Below are 21,313 nucleotides of genomic sequence, written 5' to 3' on the forward strand. Positions count from 1 at the left end.
GCATTACCCCTGAAAAATAACGACCAGCGTTGCCAAAATCAGCAACACCAGATAACGCGGTTGAGTGAGCAGGCGTTCAATCTTATCCAAATAACGCCCTAAGGTATCCAGAATGGATTTGGCTTTGCCGCCGCCTTGTTGCAGCAATAAGCGTTGCTCAAACCATTCCAGCCGTTCGGCGATCCACTGCATGAGCTTACCGAATAGCCCAGAGCCAATGCCGATACTGCTTTCTACCCGTAAGCGCCCTTGCTGCATGGCTTGCATATCCGCGAGGGTAGCAATGCCGCTGTGATGTCCCGGTGTGCCGCTGAGTTTGTCGAGGATTTGCCCGTCAAAGATTTGTGCTTCCTGCGACAGGGCAACGGTGGGTTTTACCAGCAACCAATCCGCCAGCGGGTCGAGCCAGAAACGTTGCAAGGCCGCATTGTGCAACCAGCGCCGTTTCCCCAGCCATGCTGGAACAGCGGGAGCCGCCTGCCATTGGGTGTGCAGCGCAAACGAGGGCGAATGCAAAAATTGATACGCCCGCCACACCGCGTGCAACACCAGATGCACCAGAGCCAAGCTATACCAGCCCAGCGCAATCGCGATCAACATCAAGCCGGTTTGTGCCAAGGTAGAAAATAGTAGCGAGGTTTTAATATCGGTTTGTGCCAAGCCACCCAGCCAGCCATACAACACCGTGAGGACACCGACTGCCAGCAGCAAATATTGCAACGCAGGGGCTTGTTCCAGCAGCGGGTGAATCCGCAGTAATAAAAACACGCCCGCATGAACCATCAATGACCCGTAAAACACCGTACTGGACGGCGTAGGCCCTTCCAGCGCACGGGTAATCCACGCCGAAAACGGAAATTGCGCCGATTTCACCAAGGCCGCACCCATCAAGCCAAACGCCGCCACGCCAATCAGCAAACTCGACTGCTCGGCTTGCGGCACTAACATCACGTTCCATTCGGTGCTGCGGAACAGCAAAAACGCCATGAACATGCCCAGCAAAAAGCCCGCATCCCCCAGCCGATTGGTGACGAACGCCCGCGTCGCATTGATGGTTGCGGTTTTGCTTTGCCAGTTATACGCAATCAACAGGTAAGAACTCGCACCGGCCAATTCCCACCCCACAAACGCCAGCACCGCGCTGCCCGACAAAGCAATCAATTGCATCGCAGCGGTGAACAGTGCCAGCACCATGAAAAAGCGCTGAAACCCGCAATCACGGTGCAAATAATTCACCGAAAAGCGTGTCACCAATAGCGTAATTACCGCTACCAAGGTCGACATGCTCAAACTCAAACCATCCAGCATGAAACTGATGCTGGCGTTGTAGACGCCACTGTGTAACCAGGGCAATACCATGACGTGTTGGCTACCGTGCAATAAATATTGCCCATCCGCCCACAACACCAAGACCAGACTCAGCAAGCCCGCACCCAGCACCAACTGTGAACTGAGGCGTTCGCTCGCTTCGCAGCGATTCCAACGCAATACCCGATTCAGCGCCACCAATACAGCGGCTAATAAGGGCAAACCGGGAATCAGTAATAACCAGCCATTAGCCATGTGTCACCTCCGCTGTATTGCGCACCGCAGCGGGCGGCAAATACCCGCGTTGCCCCGCGTACCATTCCTGCGAATGCTGTACCCTTGGCAATTGATGAATTTCGCCTTGCCATTGCGCAAAGCCTTTGCCGGGTTGGAACACATGGATTTCGTTACGCTCCGGCGGTTTTGCTGCCAGCAATACCCAGCCATTGTCCAGCAAGCGCCGCAAGTAATCATGGCGCTGGTAAATCGCCACCAAGGTATCAATCTCGGCTTCGGCAATTGCGAGTAAGCGCATCGGCTCGTGCAATTCCACCATCTGTTGTGCCAGCCCGGTGCGTAAATCGCTCGCGCCGCCTTCCATGACCCCAAACAAGCCAGTGAGATTGTGGGTGGCTTTGCTGCCGGAACCGAAGTAGCCGTTTTGCATCCGCGAAAAGTAGTAGTCCATCTGAATCCCGACCCCGACCACGCCATTGCCTTGCAATTGCGCTTCTAACATTTTGCCATCGGGGTCATTGTGTGGGTCATACGAAATCAGGAACGAGCGCCGATCCCAGAAAATCCCTTTGCTCAATTCCCGCCGCCCAATGAAGGCGACCGCACAACCTTGATGCCCTAATTCCGCCCGTACCTGATCGGGGGAAGCGGCGCGACCTTCCACATGCCGCTTGGCTTGAAGCGGGGTCAGGTGCGGGCTGGCAGAGGCAAATTTGCGGCAACGTTCTTGCGCGGATAAGCGCACGGCTTGCTCGGTGGCTTGCTGGACATGTGCAAACACGCTGCGATGGCTGGCGGGAATCAAATCGGTGTCAAACCAGTCGATGGCATCGCTGGTGGTATCGTGTTCACTGGCGATGAACCAGCAGCCGTCAGGGATGTGAATGCCGTGTTGCGCGACCAATTGCGCCCGCACTTCCGGTTCATTGCACATGCTGGTAAAGGCACGCGCATTGGGGCCGCCGAAGCGCCCGCTGCACGCGCCGCAACCGTAGCCGAGAATGTGCGGGTTATTCAAATGGCGCGAACGGTGTGCCATGAGCACTACCAAGGACGCAAAGCCGCTGGTAAAGCCGGTGAGTTTGAGGAAAGTGGCAACCTTGGTGACTTTTTCCTCGGCGCTGAAGCCTTGTTGGTTGTGGTCTTTGCTGGGGCATTCCAATGCGTCTTGTGCGGTGTAAGCCACGCGGGTTTTGAGTGGCACACTGGTTTGGCGTTGTACCTTGCTGATGAAGCGTTGGTAGGCGGCGGGCATGACGCTGCGCCCGACCATTTCCAGCAAGGCAAACGGGGCGAGTAACGGTAATGCCAAGGTCGTGCCGATGACGCTGTGGCGCATCCGGTGATTTTTCAGCTTGTGCAGCCAATTGAGCCAGCGTTGGCGGCGTTGGTGGGCGGGTAAGCGCCGTTGGGCGTTCGCGGCGGGAACTTCGCGGAGTTCGTGAACCGCCGTCACCACGGGTTGTGCCAGTTTTAGCGGACGGGGTGCATCCAGCCCGCGCCAGTTATTGGGTAAGCCGAATACGCCTGCCGCGCCGAAGGTTTCGAGGTCGGGGGCGAGTTCTTCCAGATGGCGGCGCACGCTTTCTTCGCGGTCATCCATGCAGAAAATCAGTTGCGCATTGGGCGGGGAAGAGAGGTTAGGCGGGGGTTCTTCCGCGTGTTTGTTCAACAACGCGCTGAAAATTTCTTCTTGGTAATGGTGTTCATACGCCCGCAGCCATAAGTAGCCACTGGTGTTGGGGTCGTCGAGCTCTTCCAGAATTGCCAGCAGGCGTTTGATGCGCGGGGTTTCCAATTGCGCCACTTGCGGCGCGGCCATGCCTAAGTGTTGGGCAAGGTGGAATAAGCGCCAAGCCTTGCGGTAAATGTCCGTGCCGACGGGGATCACGGTTTCCGGCGCAAGGTTCCAAGTTAGGATTTGGTGCGCGAGTTGATGCCAGTCAGCGGGTTGAATGTCTTCTTGGCTGCTTAAGAATTGCTGAGCGAGTTGTTGCAGGAATTCCGGCAAGGTGGTGTTGTAGGCGTGGTAGCGAACAAAAAACTCATCCTGATGCTGATGGAAATAACCGCGAATGCCGGTGGTGCTGGCGTCGATTTGCCAGTTGTCGCGGGCAACGTGACGGCAGAAGATGTGTTCCAGCACCAAACGCACCGCGAGGTAATCTTCCATGCTCACCGGTGTGGTTAAACCGTAATAGCCGGGGTTTTTCGCCCGCCAGTTGAACATGCCTGACCAGCCCGGCAATTCCAGTGCCAATACCCGCAAGTAGCCGCCCCAATGGGCTTTGTCGATGCCAAGGCGCATCATTTCTTGGTGGATGGTTTCCAGCGGGTCGTGATGCAGAGAACGCAGGTAATCGTCCCAATCGTCCATGCCAGCGAGGGTGAGGGTGGGGTCGTTGAGGGTGGCTTCGCGCCAATGCGTGTAAAATCCGTTGGATTGGGAGCGGAAGGCGGCAATGCCTTGGTCGAGCCAGCTTGCCAGATGGCGATCCAGCAGCGGCAGCAGCGAATCCATTACGTCAACAGCGGTAAGTTTGCTCAGTAAGCCACGCAGGGTGAGGGTTTCGCCGACCTGATCCAGCAAATCATGCAGCAGGTGGCGGCTTTCGGCGTGGATGAAGCTTTCTGCATCGGGGATGCTGGCGCCGATTTGCCCTTGTTGCTTGATTTGATCCCAGATGCCGTTAATGTCGCTGAGGCGCAGGTTGAGCAAGGCTTCGGGGTGCGGCAAATCGTAGTGCAGTTCCAGCTTTTGCAGGCAGGTTTCCCACAAGGCACGGATGGCGACGGCTTCGTCTTGTCCGGCGGCTTCGAGTAATTTTTCGCGCTGCTCAAAGGCAACATCGGCTTGAAAACGTTCCAGCGCGTGGTTTTCTTCCACCTGCCAACGCATTTGCTGGAAGGTAATCGGCTTAATATTATTCGCCAGCGCGGTGAGGTAAATGTCGCGGTCAGCCGCTTTATCGGCTTCGGTGGCGAGTACGCTGAAAATATCGTGGCGATTGATGCGCCCTTCGCGGAAAAACCGGCGGTATTCGCCGTTCGGCAAATAGCCCAGTGAGCCACTGTGAGCGTGAGCGGTGCGCAGCGCCTCGGCGAATGGCAGGTATTCGTAATTTTCCAGCGGATTAAAATGCACAAAATCTTGCAGCGGCGCTTGAATCGGCAGCACCGCATTCAGACCGGCAATGGCTTCACGCAAATAGTCACGTTGTGCGTCGTGTGACTGACTGTGATTCGTCATGTGTTATTGTTTCCTACAAAATAACGGCGAGGGTAGCCGCTATCAATAAAATCAGGTAACGCGGTTGGGTGAGCAGCTCTTCAACCAAATCGAGGTATTCGCCCAATTGCTGCAAATAGCGCCCCAGTTTGCCGCCACCTTTTTGTAATAACAGCCGGTCTTCCAGCCATTCAAAGCGTTCTGCCACCCATTGCATCAGCTTGCCCAGCAAGCCTGAACCCGTGCCGATGCCGCTTTCCAGCCGCAATTTGCCTTGTTGGAAGTCCTGCATTTCGGCCAAGGTGGAGAGCATATTGCTGTGCGACGGTGTCCCGGTGAGGCGGTCAATCACGCGGCTATCCAAGGTTTGCACTTCGTGCGCGAGGGCTTGGGTCGGGCGTACCAGCAACCAGTTTTCCAGTGGTACGAGCCAGAAACGTTGCAGGGCGGCAGTATACAGCCAGCGGCGTTTGCGCAGCCAAGCGGGAGCGGGTTTGGCGGGTTCCCATTCGGTTTGTTGCAAAAACGAGGGCGAATGCAGGAATTGGTAAGCCCGCCAAATCGCGTGTAGCCCCATGTGGAATGCGGCGAGGGTGTAAAATCCGAACCCGATTTCAATCAGCATTAGCCCGGTTTGCTGTTGGGTGGAAAAGATCAGCGAGCTTTTAATGTCAGTTTGCACTTGCACGCCTAACCAGCCGTACAGCACCGTGAGTATGCCTAATAGAATCAGCACGTTGCCCAACAGGGGGGATTCTTCCAGCAAGGGTTCGAGGCGTAACAGCAGGTAAATCCCCGCGTGTACCATGATCGAGCCGTAAAATACTGCGCTGGATGGGGTGGGGCCTTCCAACGCACGAGTAATCCACGCACTGAACGGAAATTGCGCCGATTTTACCAGCGCTGCCAGCATGAAACCCATGCTCATCAAGCCCACTACCATGCCGGACATATCGGGTTTTTCGCCAAACAATACATTCCACTCAACATTGCCCAGCCAGCTAAAGCCAATGAACATGCCGAACAAATAACCGGTATCGCCGAAACGGTTGGTGACAAACGCACGGGTAGCGCCTTCCGCCGCTGTTTCGCGCTGCCAGGCATACGCAATCAGCATGTAGGAACTGATTCCCGCCATTTCCCAGCCAATAAAGCCCAGCAAGGCACTGCCCGACAGCACAATCAGCAACATGGCGCAGGAAAATAGCGACATCACAATGAAAAAGCGCCGAAAACCGGGTTCACGGTGCAAATAGTTGACCGAAAAGCGCGTGACCACCAACGTAATCGTCGCCATTACCACGCCAAAGCTTAAGCTGAGCGTATCCAGCATCAAGCTGACCGAGGCTTGGTAATCGCCGCTTTGCAGCCACGGAAACAACATCACATGACCGGGTGCGCCGTGGGTAAAGTCGTAAATCGCCAGCGCGACCATGGCCAGCAAGCTGAGGGTGTTGGCAGTGACAGCGACCAGCGCGGTTTCGCGTTCGCCTTTTTCACCGCGATTCCAGCCGAAGATAAAGCCGAGGACAATCCACAGGGCGGCGAGGAAGGGGAGGCCGGGGATGAGGAGGAGTAAGCTGTTAGGCATGAGCAACCTCCGGGGAAACGGCGTTAGCCGTCACCAACGCCGGTGACAAATGCCCATAATCCCCCGAATACCACTCCGCCGACCTATCCACCATCGGCAACTCATGCAATTCTCCCTCCCAGCGCACAAACCCCGTTCCCTGCACAAACAAATCAATCACCGCACTATCCGGGTCTTTCACCGCCACCATCAGCCACCCGCCACCAATCAATTCCTGTAACGGCGCTTGCCGTGCGTAAATCTCACCAACTATCGCCGCTTTCGCCTCCACGATTACCAGCAAGCGCATCGCCTCGTGGATTTCAATCATTTGCTGCGGCAAACCAGTACGCAAATCGCTGAATACGCCTTCCATGACCCCAAACAGCCCAGTGAGGTTGTGGGTAACTTTCGTGCCAGCGCCATAGCGGTCGTTATTCACGGTGGAAAAATAGTATTCGAGGTTAATGCCCGCGCCGACCGGCCCCGCATTCAGCAAAATATTTTCCAGAATCTTGCCATCCGGGTCGCGGGTGCAGTCATACGAAATCAGGAAACAGCGCCGATCCAGAAAACTACCCCGCGTCACGGCGCGTCGCCCGATCAAGGCGCAAGCGTTGGTGGCATGACCCAATTCCGGGCGGGCTTGGCTGTAATCGACGGCACGGCTGGCAATGTGCGCCGCCGCTTGTGCCAGCGTCGGTTGACGTGGGGCAGAGGCCAGTTTGCGGCAACGTTCGTGCGCGGAATGCCGCGCCGCTTCGGTCAAACTGGCTTGCAAGGTGTGCAACGCATCCTGCAACGCGGCGGGTACTTTGTCGGTGTCAAACCAAGGAATGTGTTCGTCGCAGGTATCGTGTTCTGCGCCCACAAACCAGGTATCGGTGGGGATGTGAATGCCTTGCGCTGCCAATAGCGTGCGGATTTCAGCGCGATTCGCCATTGCCGCAAACACCCGTGCATTTGGCCCGCTGTGGCGACCGCTGCACGCGCCGCATTCATACGCCGCCGCATGGGGATTGTTTTGGCTGGTAGAGCCGTGTCCCATAATCACCACCAGCGGCGCGAAGCCATCGGTTAGCCCGATCATGCGCAAGAACCCGCCGACTTTTTCGGTTTGTTCCGCGTCGGTGAAGCCCATCTGGTTTTGCTGGCTGGAACGGGTCAGCTCCGGCTGCAAAGCAATAAACTCTAGCTTGGTCGGAATCGGCAGATCGGCTTTGCGGCGCAAGCGTTTCACCCATTGCCCAAAACCCAAGGGCAGGTAGGATTTGCCTAACATGACACCCAACGAGGCGGGTGCGAGTGCCATTTGACTCACGGTGCCAAGCAGCAAGTTATGCCGGGTAACGTGTTGCAAGTGGGCAAACAGCCGTTTACGCCACCCGACCCGTAGGGCATGTTGGCGTTGCAATTCTGCTGCTGCATCCGCTGGCACTTCGCGCACCAAATGCACCGGGGTAACGGGTACAGGGCAGAGTTTGGTGACGGTTTTGTCGTCCAGCCCTTGCCAGTTCATGGGCAGGTTGAAAAATGCCGCCGCGCCCAGCGTTTCGATGTGCGGGTTGAGTTCTTCCAGATGGCGGCGAATACCCTCTTCGCGCTCATCCATGCAAAACACCAGTTGCGCTTGCGGGCGTTGGTGGCGTTGCTGCCAAGTGCCACGCCCGTGGTTATTAATGATAGCGTTGAAGATTTGCTCGCGGTAATGGCGTTCATACGCTTGCAGCCACAGAAAACCGCTGTGTTCGGCATCCAGTGCGTCGAGACAGGTGAAAATAACTTCAAGTTGCGTGTGGTTCAGTTGGTGTAGCGTTGCCGCATCCAACGCCAGATGTTGCGCCAAGCGAAATAAGCGCCAGCCGTGCGCGTAAGCGTTCCAGCCTTGCAGGGTGGCATTCGCGGGGCTGTGCGCCCACGTCCAGATTTGGTGCGCCAATTGTTCCCACTGCGCTTCTTCGTTAACACGCGGGCGGCTGTGACGAATCAATTGTTGTGCCGGGGTGAGCAAATATTCGGGCAGGCGGTGGTTAAAGGTGTAGTAACGCACCCAAAATTCGGTGGGATGTCGCCGAAATCGCCCGCGAATATCGCTAAGGCTGGCTTCCATCCACCAAATTTGACGGCATAAGCGCCGCGCAAACAGGTGTTCCATGCTCAAACGCACCGCCAAATAGTCGAGCATGTGGACGTGTGGCGTGGTGATGCCCGCGTAACCGGGGTGTTGATCGCGCCACAGGAACATGCCCGACCAGCCGGGCAATTCCAAGGCAAGACGTTCCAGGTAGCTTTCCCAGTGTTCTTTGGGAATACCGATGCGTTGCAATTCGGCAATAATCGCGGCTTCAGCCGTATCGGGGAGGGAATTGAGGTGTTCGCTCCAATCGGTTAACCCTTCCAAGGTGCTGGTAAGGTCGTCTTCACTGGTATTGCGCCATGCGGTGAAAAAGCTGCTGCCCGCCGTGCCGTTGTGCCAAGCCGCCATGCCTTGATCCAGCCAAGAGGCGACTTGCCGGAGGAATAAGGGGCGGATGTCGTGGAGGATGTCTTCCCCCGTCACCGCTTGCAATAAGTCACGTAAGGTCAGCGTTTCACCGACTTGCTGGGTGAGGCGGAGTAATTGCTGCTGTGCGTCTTGAGCCACGCGCTCGTGAATGCCCGTGCCTTGCGCATCGAGTTCGGCGGCAAACAAACGGGCGGCACGTTCAGGGGAAAAGTTGAGTAAGTCTTCGGAATGCAGCAGATGATGATCCAGTTGCAATGCACTCAGGCACGCTGACCACAATTCACCGTCACGTTCCAGCACCCGGTTTTCTTCCACTTGCCACACAAATTCGCTGGGGCTAATCGGTTTAATGGGGTGAATCAGGGCGGTGCGGTAAATATCGCCGCGTGTAACCGCTGCACCGTTAGCGGCGCGATTGAATACAGTTTCTACGCTATTCAGGCCGGAATCGGCTTGCAATACCGAGTCCAAATCATCTGCGGTGATGCGCCCACGCTGAAAATACTCGCGGAATTTTTCGCTGGGCAAATAGCCGTAAGCGCCGGTAATGTCATGCGCCGCTTTGAGCGCTGCTGGGAAAGGGAGGTGTTGAAAACCGTGCAGGGTATTGTGGTGCACGAAATCCCGCAGGGGTGCTTGACCGGGTAAGACGTGTTCCAAATGTTCCAGTAAGTGCTGGAAAATACCCCCACTCACGGCATCATTCCCCCCGATACCTGCGTTACCGTTTCCATTGCGAAACGGCTTACGAGGTGTTGCACCGACATATCCATCATGTCGAGCAGGGGGTAGGGTAAAAGCCCAGCAATAACGTGCCAGTAATCAAGCTTCCGGCGGCGACCATTTCCAGTGGGCGCATGTCTTCGACTTGCTGCATATCCAGCCGCATCGGGCCGGTGTAAAGCTGTTTGACGGTGCGAATGCTGTAAGTGGCCGTGATCAACACGCCCAGCGACAGCAATACAATGCTCCATCCCCACGCCTCAAAGCCGCCGATCAAGACGTGCAATTCCGCCACAAAACCTGCGGTACTCGGCAAGCCTACACCACCGACGAACGCCAAAATAATCAGAAAAGCGAAACGCGGCGTGACTCTAATCAGCGATCCATAATCATTGATGTCGCGGGTATGGGTACGCTCATACAACAAGCCGATCAGCATGAATGTTGCACCTGCTACCAGCCCGTGCGCCACCATTTGGTATACCGCGCCCGTCATGCCGGTGACGTTCAAGGTGGAAATTCCAATCAGCACCACGCCCATGTGACTCACGGAGGAGTATGCGATCATTTTTTTCATATCGCTTTGCCGCCATGCCAACAAGCCGCCGTAGAGCAAGCCAATCACACCCAAAGTAAACAATAAGCCCTGCATCGCTTGCGCGGCGGCGGGTAAAATATCAATGGCGCGTAATAAGCCATACGACCCCATTTTTAACAGGATGCCGGAGAGCAAAATACTCACGGGACTAGGCGCTTCGACGTGCGCCAACGGTAGCCAGCCGTGCAATGGGAACAGGGGCATTTTTACCCCGAAACCAATCAGTAAGCCGCTGAAAATCAGCACTTGTTCAGCCGTACTCAATTGCCGTGCACCTTCTGCCATGGCCGCAAAGGTGAAAGAGTGTGCCGGAGTCGCGTCAAACAGCACCAATAATGCCAGCAGCATGAAAATTGAGCCACCCATGGTGTACAACACGAAATTCAATGCCGCTGTTTGACGATTTTTGCCACCCCAGCGGTCAATCAGGAAAAACAGCGGAATCAGCACCAGTTCCCAAAAAACGTAAAATAAGCCCCAATCTTGCGCCATAAACACGCCCATGGTGGCGGCTTCCAGCAAGAGCATCAGCAGGTAATAGCCTTTGACGTGATGCGTGATCATGTGCGAAGCCAGCAACGCCATCAGCACCAGCACGGTGGTGAGCAACACCATCGGGAACGCTAATCCATCCACGCCTAAGGAAAACGACGTGCCCAGCTTGGGATTCCAGACCACACTGGTCGCCAATTGAATCGCGGGGTTGCTAAAGTCGATTTGTTGGGTGAGGCTTACGGCATAGGCCAGTGTAACGGCTGCCACCCCAATAGCGGTGTTGCGGATTAAGCCCGGTCGCTCACTGGGTAATAATGCCAAGATAAACGCACCTACCGCAGGCAGAAGCAAGAGCAGGATGAGCGGGTGATCCATCATATCCAATGCGCCTTAAAAAGGGGTGGTCAGGGGAATATAAGCAGGCGATGATACATAAGTTTCGTATCTGTGGGTAGGCGTTAAGCTGTTAACCCACACTGTTTTACAGGATTTTGAGGTAAATAAATGCAGTATTCCACGCATCAGTTGGTGTTGTTTCCCGTCGCTGCGGCTGATACGCCTGCCGTCGTCTCTTTAGAACCGTGCTTACAAACGCTAGGGTTGCTAGGTGAGCGCTTGGGTGCAGGGCATTTTGCGGTGGGTGAGGCGTTTTTGTCGTTGGTGTGTTTTCTAGGGTGTTCGCCGGATATTGAATTGGTGCCGCAGGAAAGCAAGCCATTTTGTTACATACAATTACCTTGCAGTGCAGCAATCGTGGATTTTCAATTGATTCGCAAGCCGCTGGTGCAAGTGCGCGAGTGGGTGATTATTGGCAATATTCATGAGGCGGAAGCCGTCCCCGATGCCGCCTTGCTGAGTGCGTTAGAGGCTGCATCGGGGTGTCGTTGGAAATACGCTTACCGGCGTTGAGGCTTATTTTTTGCCAACATCTTGCGGGATGATGAAATATGGCGGCGCCGCAGCAGGGGCTTGTTGTACGGGCGCTGGTTTGGCAGGTGCAATTTGTTCCACAGGCATTGCTGCTTGCGCTACCGGTGGCGTTTCCGCTTCGGCTTTGGCGGTGTCCGCTGCTGTTGGTGCAGCGCTGTAGCTTTCAAAACTGCCATTGTCTTCAATATCCGCAGCGGGGGCGCTGGGTTGCAATGCCGCCGCTAATTGCTTAGGCGTTGAGGTCATGAAAGTGTTCATATTGGCAATGTCGGCGTCGGTCAGAATCCCGGCGGCTTGGCGCAGTTTCAGTGTATTCAGCAAATAGGTGTAGCGCGTTTGTGAATAATCGCGGCGAGCGCTGAACACATTGCGCAGTGAGGTCAGCACGTCCACCGCTGTGCGGGTGCCGACTTCAAAGCCTGCTTGGGTGGCTTCAGCCGCTGTTTCAGCAGAAGCTAAGGCACGTTGGTTGGCTTTTACTTGGCTGATACTGGATTGCACGGTCAAAAATGCATTCCGAGCTTGTTGTTCGGTGGTGCGGTTTTGGAACTCAAATTGCTGTTGCGCCTGACGGAAGTTGTGTTGCGCTTCGCGGATTTTTGAATCCGTGCTGCCGCCGGTATACAGCGGCATACTTACTTGCACGCCCACGCTGGCGCCGTAGTTTTGCGGGTCTATTTCAGCGCTGCTTTGGGTGTCGTTGCCGGTTTGTCTGGCAACCAGATCCACGACTGGCTTTTTCGCCGCACGCTGAATATCAATCGCTGTTTGCGCTGCCTGAATCGCGTGCTGGCTGGCAATGAGTTGTTTGTTGTTGGCTTTGGCGGTTTTGACCCATTGTTCAATATCGGCTGGGGTCGGCACCGTCAGCGGGAGATTGGCTGCTGGCGCATTCAGCGTTTGGTAGAAACCACCCGTTAGCACCCGTAATTGTTCACGACCGAGGTCAAGCTGGTTGACGGCGTTGATTTCCTGAGCAACCGCGAGATCGTAGCGCGACTCAGCTTCTTTCACGTCGGTAATCGCGGAACGACCAGCATCAAAATAGGCGCGGGTTTGTTCCAGTTGGCGGCTGATGGCGTCTTTTTCAGTGCGGGCGAATTCGAGATTATCTTGCGCTAACAGGAAGTTGAAGTAGGCTTCTGCGACGCGCAGGATTAGCCCTTCGCGTTCAGCTTCCAAACCGGCACTGGCTTGTGCAATGACTGAATCGGCTTGGTCAACCTGGGCGTTCAGAGCTTTGTTATACAGTGACTTGCTGACGTTCACGCTGTAACTACTGGCAGTGCTACCGCCTACGTCATCTGAGTCCAATAACGATGCATCGCGTGTGGTGCGCTGGCGGCTTTGGGTAATGGCTCCCGAAACACCCACTTGTGGCTTGAGCGCAGCAAGTGCTTGCGGTTTGCGCTCCAGAATCGCCAGATAATCGCTTTCCAGCGCCTTGAATTGGGCATCGTAGCCTTTGGCTTGTTGGTAAACCTGAAGCAGGTTTTCTGCCTGTGCTTGCTGCGTGATGAGTGTCAGGGAGGCTGCTATCAAGAATGCCAGTGTGTGTTGTTTCATAAAAAACGATTCCAAGTATGTTGTTAGCCACATGGGGGTTAAGCATGTTTTAGTCAAACGCGAATTATAGCCCTAATCCGTGTTAATAGAGTGACATATCGTGGTCAATTTCTCTTGCCCACCGGTCAATCCCGCCGGTTAGATTGATCACTTGAAAGCCATTTCGTTCCAAATAATAGCACGCATGGGCGCTGCGGATACCGTGATGGCACACCACCAGCCACTCGTGCGTTTTATCCAAGTGTGCCATTTTCCCCGCTAATTGCCCCAGGGGAATCAGGGTTGATGGCTCAAAGTGGGCAATATCGTATTCCCATTCTTCCCTAACATCCAGTATATGCAGCGGGGATGATGCGCTGAATTGCGCTGCCAGTTCATTAGGTGTCCAGTGACGCATGATTAAAAAATAAATGTCCGATCAGTGTCGCTATTAGCACCAGCCAATGCTTTCAAATGGGTTTCAAACAGCTTGGTGCGGGTAAATTCACCGTCTGCTTCGCGGGTGATTAGCATCGCTTGCATCGCCGCGCCTTGACCCACTACGATGAACAGCCGTCCACCGGGTGCTAATTGATTTTCAAAGTGTGGTAAATAACGGGGGATAGAACCTGTTACCGCAATTACATCGTATTGCTTGGTGCTTGCGCTGTCGCGTAAGGCATCGGCGGTATGCAAAGTGTGGTTGCGCAGCTTGAGGTTGAACAGGCGTTCTTCCGCTTGTCGGGTAAAGTCTTCATGAATATCCACACTGTCGACGTGTTTGCTAAGATGGGCAAGACAGGCGGTGACAAACCCGCTGCCTGTGCCAATTTCTAGGCAAGTGTCATCGGGCGAAATCTTGAGTGTTTGCAACATACGCGCTTCGACACGGGGGAACATCATGTGTTCACCATGGCCTAGGGGAATTTCCACATCCGCAAACGCCAGTGCTTGGTGAATTTTAGGCACAAACAGCTCACGTTGGATGAAACCAAACGTTTCCAAAATGGTCTGATCCAATACGTCCCACGGGCGTATTTGCTGTTCGATCATATTAAAGCGGGCGTGTTCCAGATTCATGCGGCAGGCTCCAGACAAAGAATGGGATAAGAGTACGGATTACCGCTGTGTGTCGCAAGTGATTGCGTACTGCCCAAATCAATCTAAGGCGAGGTTTTTATGAAAAGCTTGGGAATGCTGCTGTTAGCGGGCATGTTATTGATGACAGCCCTATCGGGGTGTAGCCGTTCCAATGCAGCCGAGGGCATGGCAAATATGGCAGCGTTTCAACAATGCCGTGAGCCGCGCCCGGAAATTTGTTACGAAGTGTTTGCGCCAGTGTGCGCTCAGTTGCGCGACCCGCTGACTCGTTGTGTGAATGCGCCGTGCCCTTCCACACTTCAGGCGACGTATGTCAACGATTGTAAGGCGTGTGCTGATCCGCAGGTACAAGGGTTTGTGCCGGGGCAGTGTCAGTAAGAACCCCTCACCCCAACCCCTCTCCCTCAAGGGACGAGGGGCTAAGAATGGCGTTAGGCTAAGCCTTCGTTGCCGTCCACGTTTTTGAGTTTCGGCGTATTCAGCTCGATCTTGCCAATGGTCTTTTTGTCGCGCAGGTAATCGGCGACGACTTCCCAGATTTGCTTGTTAGGCTTTACTTCTTCTTGGACACTTGCCCAGCCTGCGACCGGGTAAGTTTTCGCCGCATCCAAGGGTTTGCCGCCAAGTTCCATGTCAGAGACGCGGTTGCCCATTTTCGCGGTTGGGTCAAACGTGAATTTCAAACCACCCACGCGCACCATGTCGCCGCCTTGCTGGTAGTAAGGGTCTTCGTTGAAGAGGTTATCGGCTACGTCTTCGAGGATCGTTTTAATGGTTTCGCCAGTCATTTCGTTACGTGTGACCGTGCCGTAAGTAATCGCGGTTTGGTCAGCAACGTGTTCAAACGTGATCGGTTGCCCTGGCAGTACGCTTGTACCCCAACGGAAACCCGGTGAAAACGCCATCGGTGCATCCAAACCTTGCATCAGCGCGTCGCAGATTAGTTGGTCGAAAGTGCCGTTGAAATTGCCACGCCGGTACAGCACGTCATCACATACCGCGAGTTCTTCCGCCAATTCTTTCTTGTACGGTTCGCGGATTTTGTCGATCAGGGTTTGCATATCCTTGTTGGCTTCCAACAAGTTGGAGAAGACCGGCAGCAATTTGTAACGGAAATCCGCCACTTTGCCGTCTTTCACATCCAGATCGAGCACGCCGAGGAATTTGCCGTTAGAACCCGCATTCGTGACCAGTGTTTTACCGCCTGCATTTTCAACAACCACCGGCTGGAATACGCCATCGTGCGTATGACCGCCCATGATCGCGTCAATGCCGGTGACTTTGCTGGCCATTTTCAGGTCAACGTCCATGCCGTTGTGCGACAGCATAATGACGACTTTCGCACCTTTGCTACGCGCATCGTCAACCGCTTGCTGCATGTCGTCGTCACGGATACCGAAGCTCCAGTCTGCGACCATGTGTTTGGGGTTAGCAACTGGCACATACGGGAATGCCTGTCCAATAATCGCCACGGGTACGCCGTTGATTTCTTTGATCACGAACGGTTCAAACACGCGCTCGTCAAAATCGTTGCTGAAAACGTTTTGCGCAACGAAATCAATTTTGCCCGCGAAATCTTTCTCGACGATTTCTTTAACACGATCCGCGCCGAAGGTCATTTCCCAGTGCGGGGTCATCACGTCCACGCCGAGGGCAAGCTGTGCATCCACCATGTCTTGCGCATTGGTTTTCAGAGCTGTCCACGAACCTTGCCAAGTATCACCGCCGTCCAGCAGCAATGAACCGGGGCGTTGCGCACGTACTTGGTCAACCAAGGTTTTCAGGTGGGCAAACCCGCCGACTTTGCCGTATTTTTTCGCGGCTTCAACGTAATCAATGTAGGTGAAAGCGTGCGCATCCATCGTACCGGCTTCGATGCCGTACTTTTTCAGGAAATGTTCGCCGACCAAGTGCGGCACTGCACCTTTCATGCTGCCGATACCCAAGTTGACGTTCGGCTCACGGAAGTAAATCGGCAATAATTGTGCGTGGCAGTCGGTGTAATGCATCAACGATACGTTACCGAAGGCGGGCAGTTCATACGGGTTGCTGGGGGCTTTGACAGCGGTTTTGTCGCCTTCTTTGCTGGCATCTGCTGCAAAAGCGTTATTCAGGCTGAAACCGGCAACGCTGGCGGCGGCCAACATTTGCATAAATTCACGACGGGTTAGACTCACGTTTTCTCTCCTCAAACGGGCTGAAGTTATTCTAGCTACAGGGGTAGTGACGGGGTGCAGGTGAAAATATTCCATCTTTTTGGAATATTTCGTCAATTTTCTGCATCATGTGCAATAGAACCGCTAAGAGAAACTTATAAACCACATGTTTAGTCAGTATTTTCGTTTTAACCGTCTCGACCAGCAGTTGTCGGAACACCGCGCCAAGCTGCATCGCATGGCAGTGGCATGGTGTGGCGATAGCGCGTTAGCCGACGATCTGGTGCAAGACACCCTTGCAAAAGCCCTAGAAAAACAAGAACAACTGAAAGATGAAGCGCGTTTAGGCGCGTGGCTGTACAAAATCCTCCACAACTGCTGGATGGAGCATTTGCGTACCCAAAAGCCGACGCTGGACATCGACGACATGGAGCTAACCTGTACGGATTGCCCTGAAAAACACTTCGCCGATGATCAACTGGTCACGCAAGTGCGCACTGCTGTGGAATCGCTTCCGGTGAATCAGTGCCAAGTGATGACCTTGGTGGATTTGGAGGGGTGCAGCTACGAACAAGTTGCCGCGATCCTCGATATTCCGGTAGGAACGGTGATGAGCCGTCTCAGCCGCGCCCGCGAAACCATGAAAAAACGCCTGCAAGGTATCCGTCAAACTGACAACGTTCACTATTTACGGAGAGTGAAATGAATCCCGATCAGCTAACCATCCACGATCGTCTGCACGCATTGGCAGATGGGCAATTGGATGCTGAACAAACCCGTTACGTGTTAGCTCAAGTGGAAACTGACCTTGAGCTGCAAAAAGAATTGTGTGAAATCCAGCGCATCAAACATCTGGTTAAATCGGCTTACCCCTTGCCCGCTTTGACCCGTCAGCCCGTGCGCCGCTCGCAGGTATGGCAACAAGCGGCGATGTACTTATTGGTGTTCGGCCTCATCTTTCTTGCTGGCGCAGGCAGCAGTCACTACGCCCCGAAATTGTGGCAACCTGAAGGCTTGACGCTGGAAAATGCGGCGGCATACGACGACCGTTTCATTGTGTTTTTGGACTCGCACGAGCCAGCCAAACTGGAAAAAGCCTTGGTGAAAGCCGAAAATCTAGCGCAACAAGTTGAAGCCAAAGACGGCAGCGTTTACGTCGTGACCAGCGCGGAAGGCATTGATTTATTACGCCTTGGCACAACCCAGCACGAAGGGCGTATTTTGCAGATGAGCGAGCAATACCCGCATTTGAAATTTGTGGCGTGCAGCAATACCTTGTATTTGTTCAAACAACGTAACGAATTCGTTGAACTGGTCGATGACACCGAAGTTGCCCCATCCGCTGTGGAATTTGTGGTAAACCACATGCGCGATGGGTGGCGTTATATTGCGATTTGAATAGACTGCATTCCCAGCATTTTGGCGGCTAAGTTCAGACGTTTGTCGAAACAAGCAAACAATAGCGGTAATCGCGTTTGTTGCTGCAAATGCCGTGCTGCTGCGAGATGCACGCTGTCATAGGCACGCAGGGAAAAGGCTTCCGCCAATTCTGCGGCACTTTGCAGTAAGCTCAGGTCAGTTTCGACTTGCAAATAATCGACCCAATCCTCTGCGAATGCCTGTTTCAATGCTTCAAAGGTGGGCGTGTCCACATCATTTTCACGGTGACGGCGTGCTAATGCCGCATGAAATTCAACAAAGGCAATTTGGTGCGAGGCGATAACGTCCGCTTGCTGTTGAAGTTCGTTAACTACATCAGAATAGGCTTCCTGCACATACAACTTCACGAGGGCGGAAGTGTCCAGATAGAGTAGCATTAGCGCATTTCCAACACAGTATCGGCAAGGGATTTGCCGCGTAATGTGGGGCGTGGTCGATTCAGATTGGGTTTTTTACCCAGCCAATGCACATTGGGAATATTGCCCAGCAATGTTTGAGAAGCAGGAGCCGCGACCGATACGAGACGTGCTACCACCTGTTTGTGGGAAGTCAGCCATACAGTATGCCCCGCCTGTGCTTGCCGGATGTAATGGGAGGGGTTTACTTTTAGTTCACGGATAGAGATTTGCATGATATACCTAATGAGACTACGTTTTTCAGATAATTATAGTCTCAAGTAGGATTTTTACTAGAGCTTTTTACTGGTGGCCTCACCCCAATCCAGATTGTTGCAAGCCTCGCATTCTTCTTGCAGCAGACCCATCCGCACCAGCAAGGAATGCATTTTGCAGCCCACACAGAAACCCAGCACTGTTTCCATCCACATAAACCCAAAGCATACCCACACCAGTACCAGTGGAATCCATGAGGGCATGTAGTTGTACGTTTCCGGCAACTGTTCGCTACCTGCTATGGCATTCACCCAGCCTGCGAAAATTTCGGGGTTGAAGAAAATCAGGCAAGTGACAATAAAACTTGCGCCAATCGACCAAGCAAAACGTTTGGGCAGCAACGGTTTCCACACCGGGCGCAGGTTTTTCGCCAGAAAGCTGCTGAGCAAAATGGTGGGGGAAAGCCGCGAAGTGCTTACAAACATGCCGGAAATCATTTCAAACAACGCATAAAACAACACCCATGTTTGTGTGCTGTAATCAAACGTGCGCTTGACGGCTTCGACGCTGTAAATAATGCGCCCATCAAAATCGGTTTCGAGCGTGTCGGTAATGACCTCGCCGGTGATGACCCAATCCGAACCAAAGATGGCATCAAACAGCGTGAACGCCATGTAGATGGGAATCGCGAGCAACAGCCCGGCGCGAATACGCACGGCGGTGTCGTTAATGTAGGGGCTGACTTCGTTGCGGTCGCGAAACCACAAATCCTTGCAGCAAGTGATGATCCAATTGACCATGGGCGGTAATTCCTAGCGTGGTAGGGCAGCATGGAGCGGAATAAATTTCGCTCCATGCTTGTGCTGCGATTACGGTTTCAGTAGCTGATAGCCTTGCGATTGCAAGCGGCCTGCTTCCGCCACACCGGAGGGAATCACGTCTTCCGGTTTGGCATCGTACAAGTCAGCAAACTTGATTTTGCGCCCGGTCAGCGTGTTGTAGCAGATTTGGAATTTTACGCCTTGTTCCTTCAGTTCCAAAATTTTGCCGGGCAGTTTAGCGTCGGCGTCCATTTCTACTTGCTTAGCCGTGGTTAGCAAGCCTAAGCCATCGCCGTTCATTACAATGACGGCATCGGTTTTTTTGCCGGTTTGATCCAGTGCTTTCATGTAATTGCTGACATTGCCCAGCACGCCGAGGTATTTCTTCTCGTCACCCTCCATTGTGACGTGAACTACCACTTTTTCAGCTCCGGCGTAATAGTCGTCAGCGACTTTGGGTGCAGGTACGCCGGGGTCAAACTTGGCTTCGGCGGGCTTAGCAGCCGGAGCCGGGGCAGCTTCTGCTTTCGGTTCAGCCGGTTTGGTATCGTCAGCGATTGCAAGACCAGCAACGCTGCTGGCAGTCATCAATAAACCCAGTATGATTGGTTTTAACATGGGTCGTCTCCTCCTACGGTTGATAAAATTGTTCTAATTCAAATTTTGTTTATTGCATTCCTTCCTGTTCCAGCGACAGGTAAACCTGATAAGCATTGCGGCGGTTGGCTTCTTCAAATGCAGGCAGGTGGATGAAATCGCCCCAGTCGGTGGCGGCATAAGCTTCGTCAAACGGGGTCATGTCTTCGACGGCTTTGCCCATGGTTTCACGCAGGAATTCGATGTATTGCACCGTGGTTTTAATCACTTCCTGCGGTTTTTTGGACATCGGGCCGTGACCGGGAACCATCGCAGTGAGCTTGCCTTGCGCCATGTCTTTTAAGCGTTCCAGCCAGATTTTGGTATTGGCATCGCCAACGAAAGGCACGCGCCCTTCAAAAATCAAATCGCCAATCAGCAATACGCCATCCGGCTCGACCAGCACGCTTTGGTCGCCATCAGAATGCGCTTTGCCGTTAAAAAGGAGTTTGAGGGTAACACCACCAAGGGTGATTTCTTCATTGCCATCGACGTAACGGTCGGGTTTAACCAAGCGGGTGTCAGCATTGACCCACGGGGCAAGCTCTTCGCGACGCGAAGCCAGCAAGGTTTCGGCGTTTTCAGAATTGAGGTATTCCTCAGCACCGGCAGGGGCGATAATTTCCGCGCCCAAATCTTTGAATACTTGTAAACCGTAAATATGATCGGCGTGATAATGGCTGACAATCACCTTTTTCACCGGCTTGTCAGTCACTTTTTTGAGTTTTTGCAGGAATAATTGCGCTAACGCTGGTGTGCCAAGGGTATCGAATAAAATTACACCTTCGTCAGTGACAATCACCGCAGCGTTGGAAATGAAACCGTGGTTTTGGGTGGCTGCACCGGGTGCGCCTTGCACGTAGTAAACGTGTTCGGACACTTTAATCAGTTCCATCACGACTGGGGGGAGTTTGTCATCAGCACGGGCATTCAACCCCATGGTTAAACAGAGAAGGGTGAAGAATGCAGCGATAACGCGCATGAGTCCTCCGGTAAAGCGTGACAGTTGGGGGCGTGTGTGGGGCAGTGATCAGTGGTTATGATTGTTGTGGCAGAGACGCAAAATTTTGCGTCTCTACGGGCGGTAGCGCAGATTACGCTACGTCAGCTTCGGCAGAGTCTTTCTCGCCTTTGTTGTCAGTCCAAGCGAGTTTCACTTTGTCGCCTGCCTTGCCCGCATAGTTGAACGCGAGGTAAGGGTTTTTGGAGACAGAGCCGCCCCATTTGGCGGTCAGGATAGTCTTGTCACCCGCCGTGACCACGATGTCCTGAATGAAATGCGCCGGAACCAGTTCGCCGGTTTTCTTGTCTTTGCGCTGCCCGGTTTCCATTGGGTGTGTCATCAGTGCTTTGACTTCGACAGTGCCGTCTTTCACCGCAGCTTTAAGTTTAATACTAGACATGATC

General features: G+C 53.8%; 18 protein-coding genes and 1 pseudogene. 4 read left to right on the forward strand and 15 right to left on the reverse strand.

The features are described 5' to 3' along the window. Nucleotides 1–3: 3 nt before the first annotated feature. From HMY34_RS10960 to HMY34_RS10980, 5 genes are all read right to left on the reverse strand, one after another. Nucleotides 4–1,563 carry an NADH-quinone oxidoreductase subunit 5 family protein gene (locus tag HMY34_RS10960; RefSeq protein WP_202715535.1) on the reverse strand — a complete coding sequence of 520 codons (1,560 nt, stop codon included), beginning with the start codon at nucleotides 1,561–1,563 and terminating at the stop codon, nucleotides 4–6. Next, nucleotides 1,556–4,795 carry a putative inorganic carbon transporter subunit DabA gene (locus HMY34_RS10965; protein WP_202715536.1) on the reverse strand — a complete coding sequence of 1,080 codons (3,240 nt, stop codon included), beginning with the start codon at nucleotides 4,793–4,795 and terminating at the stop codon, nucleotides 1,556–1,558. The genes HMY34_RS10960 and HMY34_RS10965 overlap by 8 nt, the downstream gene beginning before the upstream one ends. Nucleotides 4,796–4,808: 13 nt before the next feature. Further along, the gene (locus tag HMY34_RS10970) at nucleotides 4,809–6,365 is read right to left on the reverse strand and encodes a proton-conducting transporter transmembrane domain-containing protein (RefSeq protein ID WP_202715537.1); all 1,557 of its coding nucleotides are present in this window, start codon (nucleotides 6,363–6,365) and stop codon (nucleotides 4,809–4,811) included. After that, nucleotides 6,358–9,546: a DUF2309 domain-containing protein gene (locus HMY34_RS10975; RefSeq protein WP_202715538.1), complete on the reverse strand. Its 3,189-nt coding sequence runs from the start codon at nucleotides 9,544–9,546 to the stop codon at nucleotides 6,358–6,360. Before HMY34_RS10975 ends, HMY34_RS10970 begins: the two co-directional genes overlap by 8 nt. A 76-nt stretch (nucleotides 9,547–9,622) precedes the next feature. Beyond that, on the reverse strand, nucleotides 9,623–11,044 hold the full coding sequence (locus HMY34_RS10980; protein WP_228287825.1) for a complex I subunit 4 family protein: 1,422 nt from the start codon (nucleotides 11,042–11,044) through the stop codon (nucleotides 9,623–9,625). 126 nt (nucleotides 11,045–11,170) lie between these two features. Here HMY34_RS10980 and HMY34_RS10985 point away from each other — a divergent pair, with 126 nt between their 5' ends. Further along, nucleotides 11,171–11,575, forward strand: coding sequence for a hypothetical protein (locus HMY34_RS10985; protein ID WP_202715539.1), 405 nt, complete (start codon nucleotides 11,171–11,173; stop codon nucleotides 11,573–11,575). Nucleotides 11,576–11,578: 3 nt separating this feature from the next. Here the strand turns inward: HMY34_RS10985 and HMY34_RS10990 are convergent, their stop codons facing one another. From HMY34_RS10990 to HMY34_RS11000, 3 genes are all read right to left on the reverse strand, one after another. After that, entirely contained in the window at nucleotides 11,579–13,162 is a 1,584-nt protein-coding gene (locus HMY34_RS10990) for a TolC family outer membrane protein (protein WP_202715540.1), read from the reverse strand. A gap of 82 nt (nucleotides 13,163–13,244) precedes the next feature. Beyond that, nucleotides 13,245–13,559 carry a rhodanese-like domain-containing protein gene (locus HMY34_RS10995; protein WP_202715541.1) on the reverse strand — a complete coding sequence of 105 codons (315 nt, stop codon included), beginning with the start codon at nucleotides 13,557–13,559 and terminating at the stop codon, nucleotides 13,245–13,247. Nucleotides 13,560–13,561: 2 nt separating this feature from the next. Further along, the gene (locus HMY34_RS11000; RefSeq protein WP_202715542.1) at nucleotides 13,562–14,221 is read right to left on the reverse strand and encodes a protein-L-isoaspartate O-methyltransferase family protein; all 660 of its coding nucleotides are present in this window, start codon (nucleotides 14,219–14,221) and stop codon (nucleotides 13,562–13,564) included. Nucleotides 14,222–14,320: 99 nt separating this feature from the next. Between HMY34_RS11000 and HMY34_RS11005 the strand changes: the two genes are divergently transcribed. Next, complete coding sequence (locus HMY34_RS11005; protein ID WP_202715543.1) at nucleotides 14,321–14,620, forward strand: hypothetical protein; 300 nt, start codon at nucleotides 14,321–14,323, stop codon at nucleotides 14,618–14,620. Here the strand turns inward: HMY34_RS11005 and soxB are convergent. Then, nucleotides 14,618–16,494, reverse strand: a pseudogene (gene soxB / locus HMY34_RS11010) (thiosulfohydrolase SoxB); the annotation flags it as partial. The gene HMY34_RS11005 and the pseudogene soxB sit on opposite strands and share 3 nt — an antisense overlap. A 70-nt stretch (nucleotides 16,495–16,564) precedes the next feature. Between soxB and HMY34_RS11015 the strand changes: the two are divergent. Further along, nucleotides 16,565–17,104: an RNA polymerase sigma factor gene (locus tag HMY34_RS11015; RefSeq protein WP_202715545.1), complete on the forward strand. Its 540-nt coding sequence runs from the start codon at nucleotides 16,565–16,567 to the stop codon at nucleotides 17,102–17,104. Next, nucleotides 17,101–17,796, forward strand: a complete 696-nt coding sequence (locus HMY34_RS11020; protein ID WP_202715546.1) for a hypothetical protein — start codon at nucleotides 17,101–17,103, stop codon at nucleotides 17,794–17,796. Before HMY34_RS11015 ends, HMY34_RS11020 begins: the two co-directional genes overlap by 4 nt. Here HMY34_RS11020 and HMY34_RS11025 read toward each other — a convergent pair. From HMY34_RS11025 to soxZ, 6 genes are all read right to left on the reverse strand, one after another. Beyond that, nucleotides 17,781–18,215: a type II toxin-antitoxin system VapC family toxin gene (locus tag HMY34_RS11025; protein ID WP_202715547.1), complete on the reverse strand. Its 435-nt coding sequence runs from the start codon at nucleotides 18,213–18,215 to the stop codon at nucleotides 17,781–17,783. The genes HMY34_RS11020 and HMY34_RS11025 overlap by 16 nt on opposite strands. After that, nucleotides 18,215–18,469, reverse strand: coding sequence for a type II toxin-antitoxin system Phd/YefM family antitoxin (locus HMY34_RS11030; RefSeq protein WP_202715548.1), 255 nt, complete (start codon nucleotides 18,467–18,469; stop codon nucleotides 18,215–18,217). Before HMY34_RS11030 ends, HMY34_RS11025 begins: the two co-directional genes overlap by 1 nt. Nucleotides 18,470–18,526: 57 nt before the next feature. Next, nucleotides 18,527–19,249 carry a DUF4395 domain-containing protein gene (locus HMY34_RS11035; protein ID WP_202715549.1) on the reverse strand — a complete coding sequence of 241 codons (723 nt, stop codon included), beginning with the start codon at nucleotides 19,247–19,249 and terminating at the stop codon, nucleotides 18,527–18,529. 69 nt (nucleotides 19,250–19,318) lie between these two features. Continuing rightward, nucleotides 19,319–19,888 carry a DsrE family protein gene (locus tag HMY34_RS11040; RefSeq protein ID WP_202715550.1) on the reverse strand — a complete coding sequence of 190 codons (570 nt, stop codon included), beginning with the start codon at nucleotides 19,886–19,888 and terminating at the stop codon, nucleotides 19,319–19,321. Between the two features lie 49 nt (nucleotides 19,889–19,937). Further along, entirely contained in the window at nucleotides 19,938–20,888 is a 951-nt protein-coding gene (locus tag HMY34_RS11045; RefSeq protein ID WP_202715551.1) for an MBL fold metallo-hydrolase, read from the reverse strand. A 112-nt stretch (nucleotides 20,889–21,000) separates the two neighbouring features. Next, complete coding sequence (soxZ, locus tag HMY34_RS11050) at nucleotides 21,001–21,309, reverse strand: thiosulfate oxidation carrier complex protein SoxZ (protein ID WP_093065341.1); 309 nt, start codon at nucleotides 21,307–21,309, stop codon at nucleotides 21,001–21,003. Nucleotides 21,310–21,313 lie beyond the last annotated feature (4 nt).

Origin of the sequence: Thiothrix subterranea (assembly GCF_016772315.1) — a bacterium.
Classification (GTDB): Bacteria; Pseudomonadota; Gammaproteobacteria; order Thiotrichales; family Thiotrichaceae; genus Thiothrix; species Thiothrix subterranea.

Bases quoted from the DNA above. Each gene is read 5' to 3' on its own strand.
- HMY34_RS10960 (WP_202715535.1), bottom strand. From the start codon at position 1,563: ATGGCTAATGGCTGGTTATTACTGATTCCCGGTTTGCCCTTATTAGCC.
- HMY34_RS10965 (WP_202715536.1), bottom strand. From the start codon at position 4,795: ATGACGAATCACAGTCAGTCACACGACGCACAACGTGACTATTTGCGT.
- HMY34_RS10970 (WP_202715537.1), bottom strand. From the start codon at position 6,365: ATGCCTAACAGCTTACTCCTCCTCATCCCCGGCCTCCCCTTCCTCGCC.
- HMY34_RS10980 (WP_228287825.1), bottom strand. From the start codon at position 11,044: ATGATGGATCACCCGCTCATCCTGCTCTTGCTTCTGCCTGCGGTAGGT.
- HMY34_RS10985 (WP_202715539.1), top strand. From the start codon at position 11,171: ATGCAGTATTCCACGCATCAGTTGGTGTTGTTTCCCGTCGCTGCGGCT.
- HMY34_RS10990 (WP_202715540.1), bottom strand. From the start codon at position 13,162: ATGAAACAACACACACTGGCATTCTTGATAGCAGCCTCCCTGACACTC.
- HMY34_RS10995 (WP_202715541.1), bottom strand. From the start codon at position 13,559: ATGCGTCACTGGACACCTAATGAACTGGCAGCGCAATTCAGCGCATCA.
- HMY34_RS11000 (WP_202715542.1), bottom strand. From the start codon at position 14,221: ATGAATCTGGAACACGCCCGCTTTAATATGATCGAACAGCAAATACGC.
- HMY34_RS11005 (WP_202715543.1), top strand. From the start codon at position 14,321: ATGAAAAGCTTGGGAATGCTGCTGTTAGCGGGCATGTTATTGATGACA.
- HMY34_RS11015 (WP_202715545.1), top strand. From the start codon at position 16,565: ATGTTTAGTCAGTATTTTCGTTTTAACCGTCTCGACCAGCAGTTGTCG.
- HMY34_RS11020 (WP_202715546.1), top strand. From the start codon at position 17,101: ATGAATCCCGATCAGCTAACCATCCACGATCGTCTGCACGCATTGGCA.
- HMY34_RS11025 (WP_202715547.1), bottom strand. From the start codon at position 18,215: ATGCTACTCTATCTGGACACTTCCGCCCTCGTGAAGTTGTATGTGCAG.
- HMY34_RS11030 (WP_202715548.1), bottom strand. From the start codon at position 18,469: ATGCAAATCTCTATCCGTGAACTAAAAGTAAACCCCTCCCATTACATC.
- HMY34_RS11035 (WP_202715549.1), bottom strand. From the start codon at position 19,249: ATGGTCAATTGGATCATCACTTGCTGCAAGGATTTGTGGTTTCGCGAC.
- HMY34_RS11040 (WP_202715550.1), bottom strand. From the start codon at position 19,888: ATGTTAAAACCAATCATACTGGGTTTATTGATGACTGCCAGCAGCGTT.
- HMY34_RS11045 (WP_202715551.1), bottom strand. From the start codon at position 20,888: ATGCGCGTTATCGCTGCATTCTTCACCCTTCTCTGTTTAACCATGGGG.
- soxZ (WP_093065341.1), bottom strand. From the start codon at position 21,309: ATGTCTAGTATTAAACTTAAAGCTGCGGTGAAAGACGGCACTGTCGAA.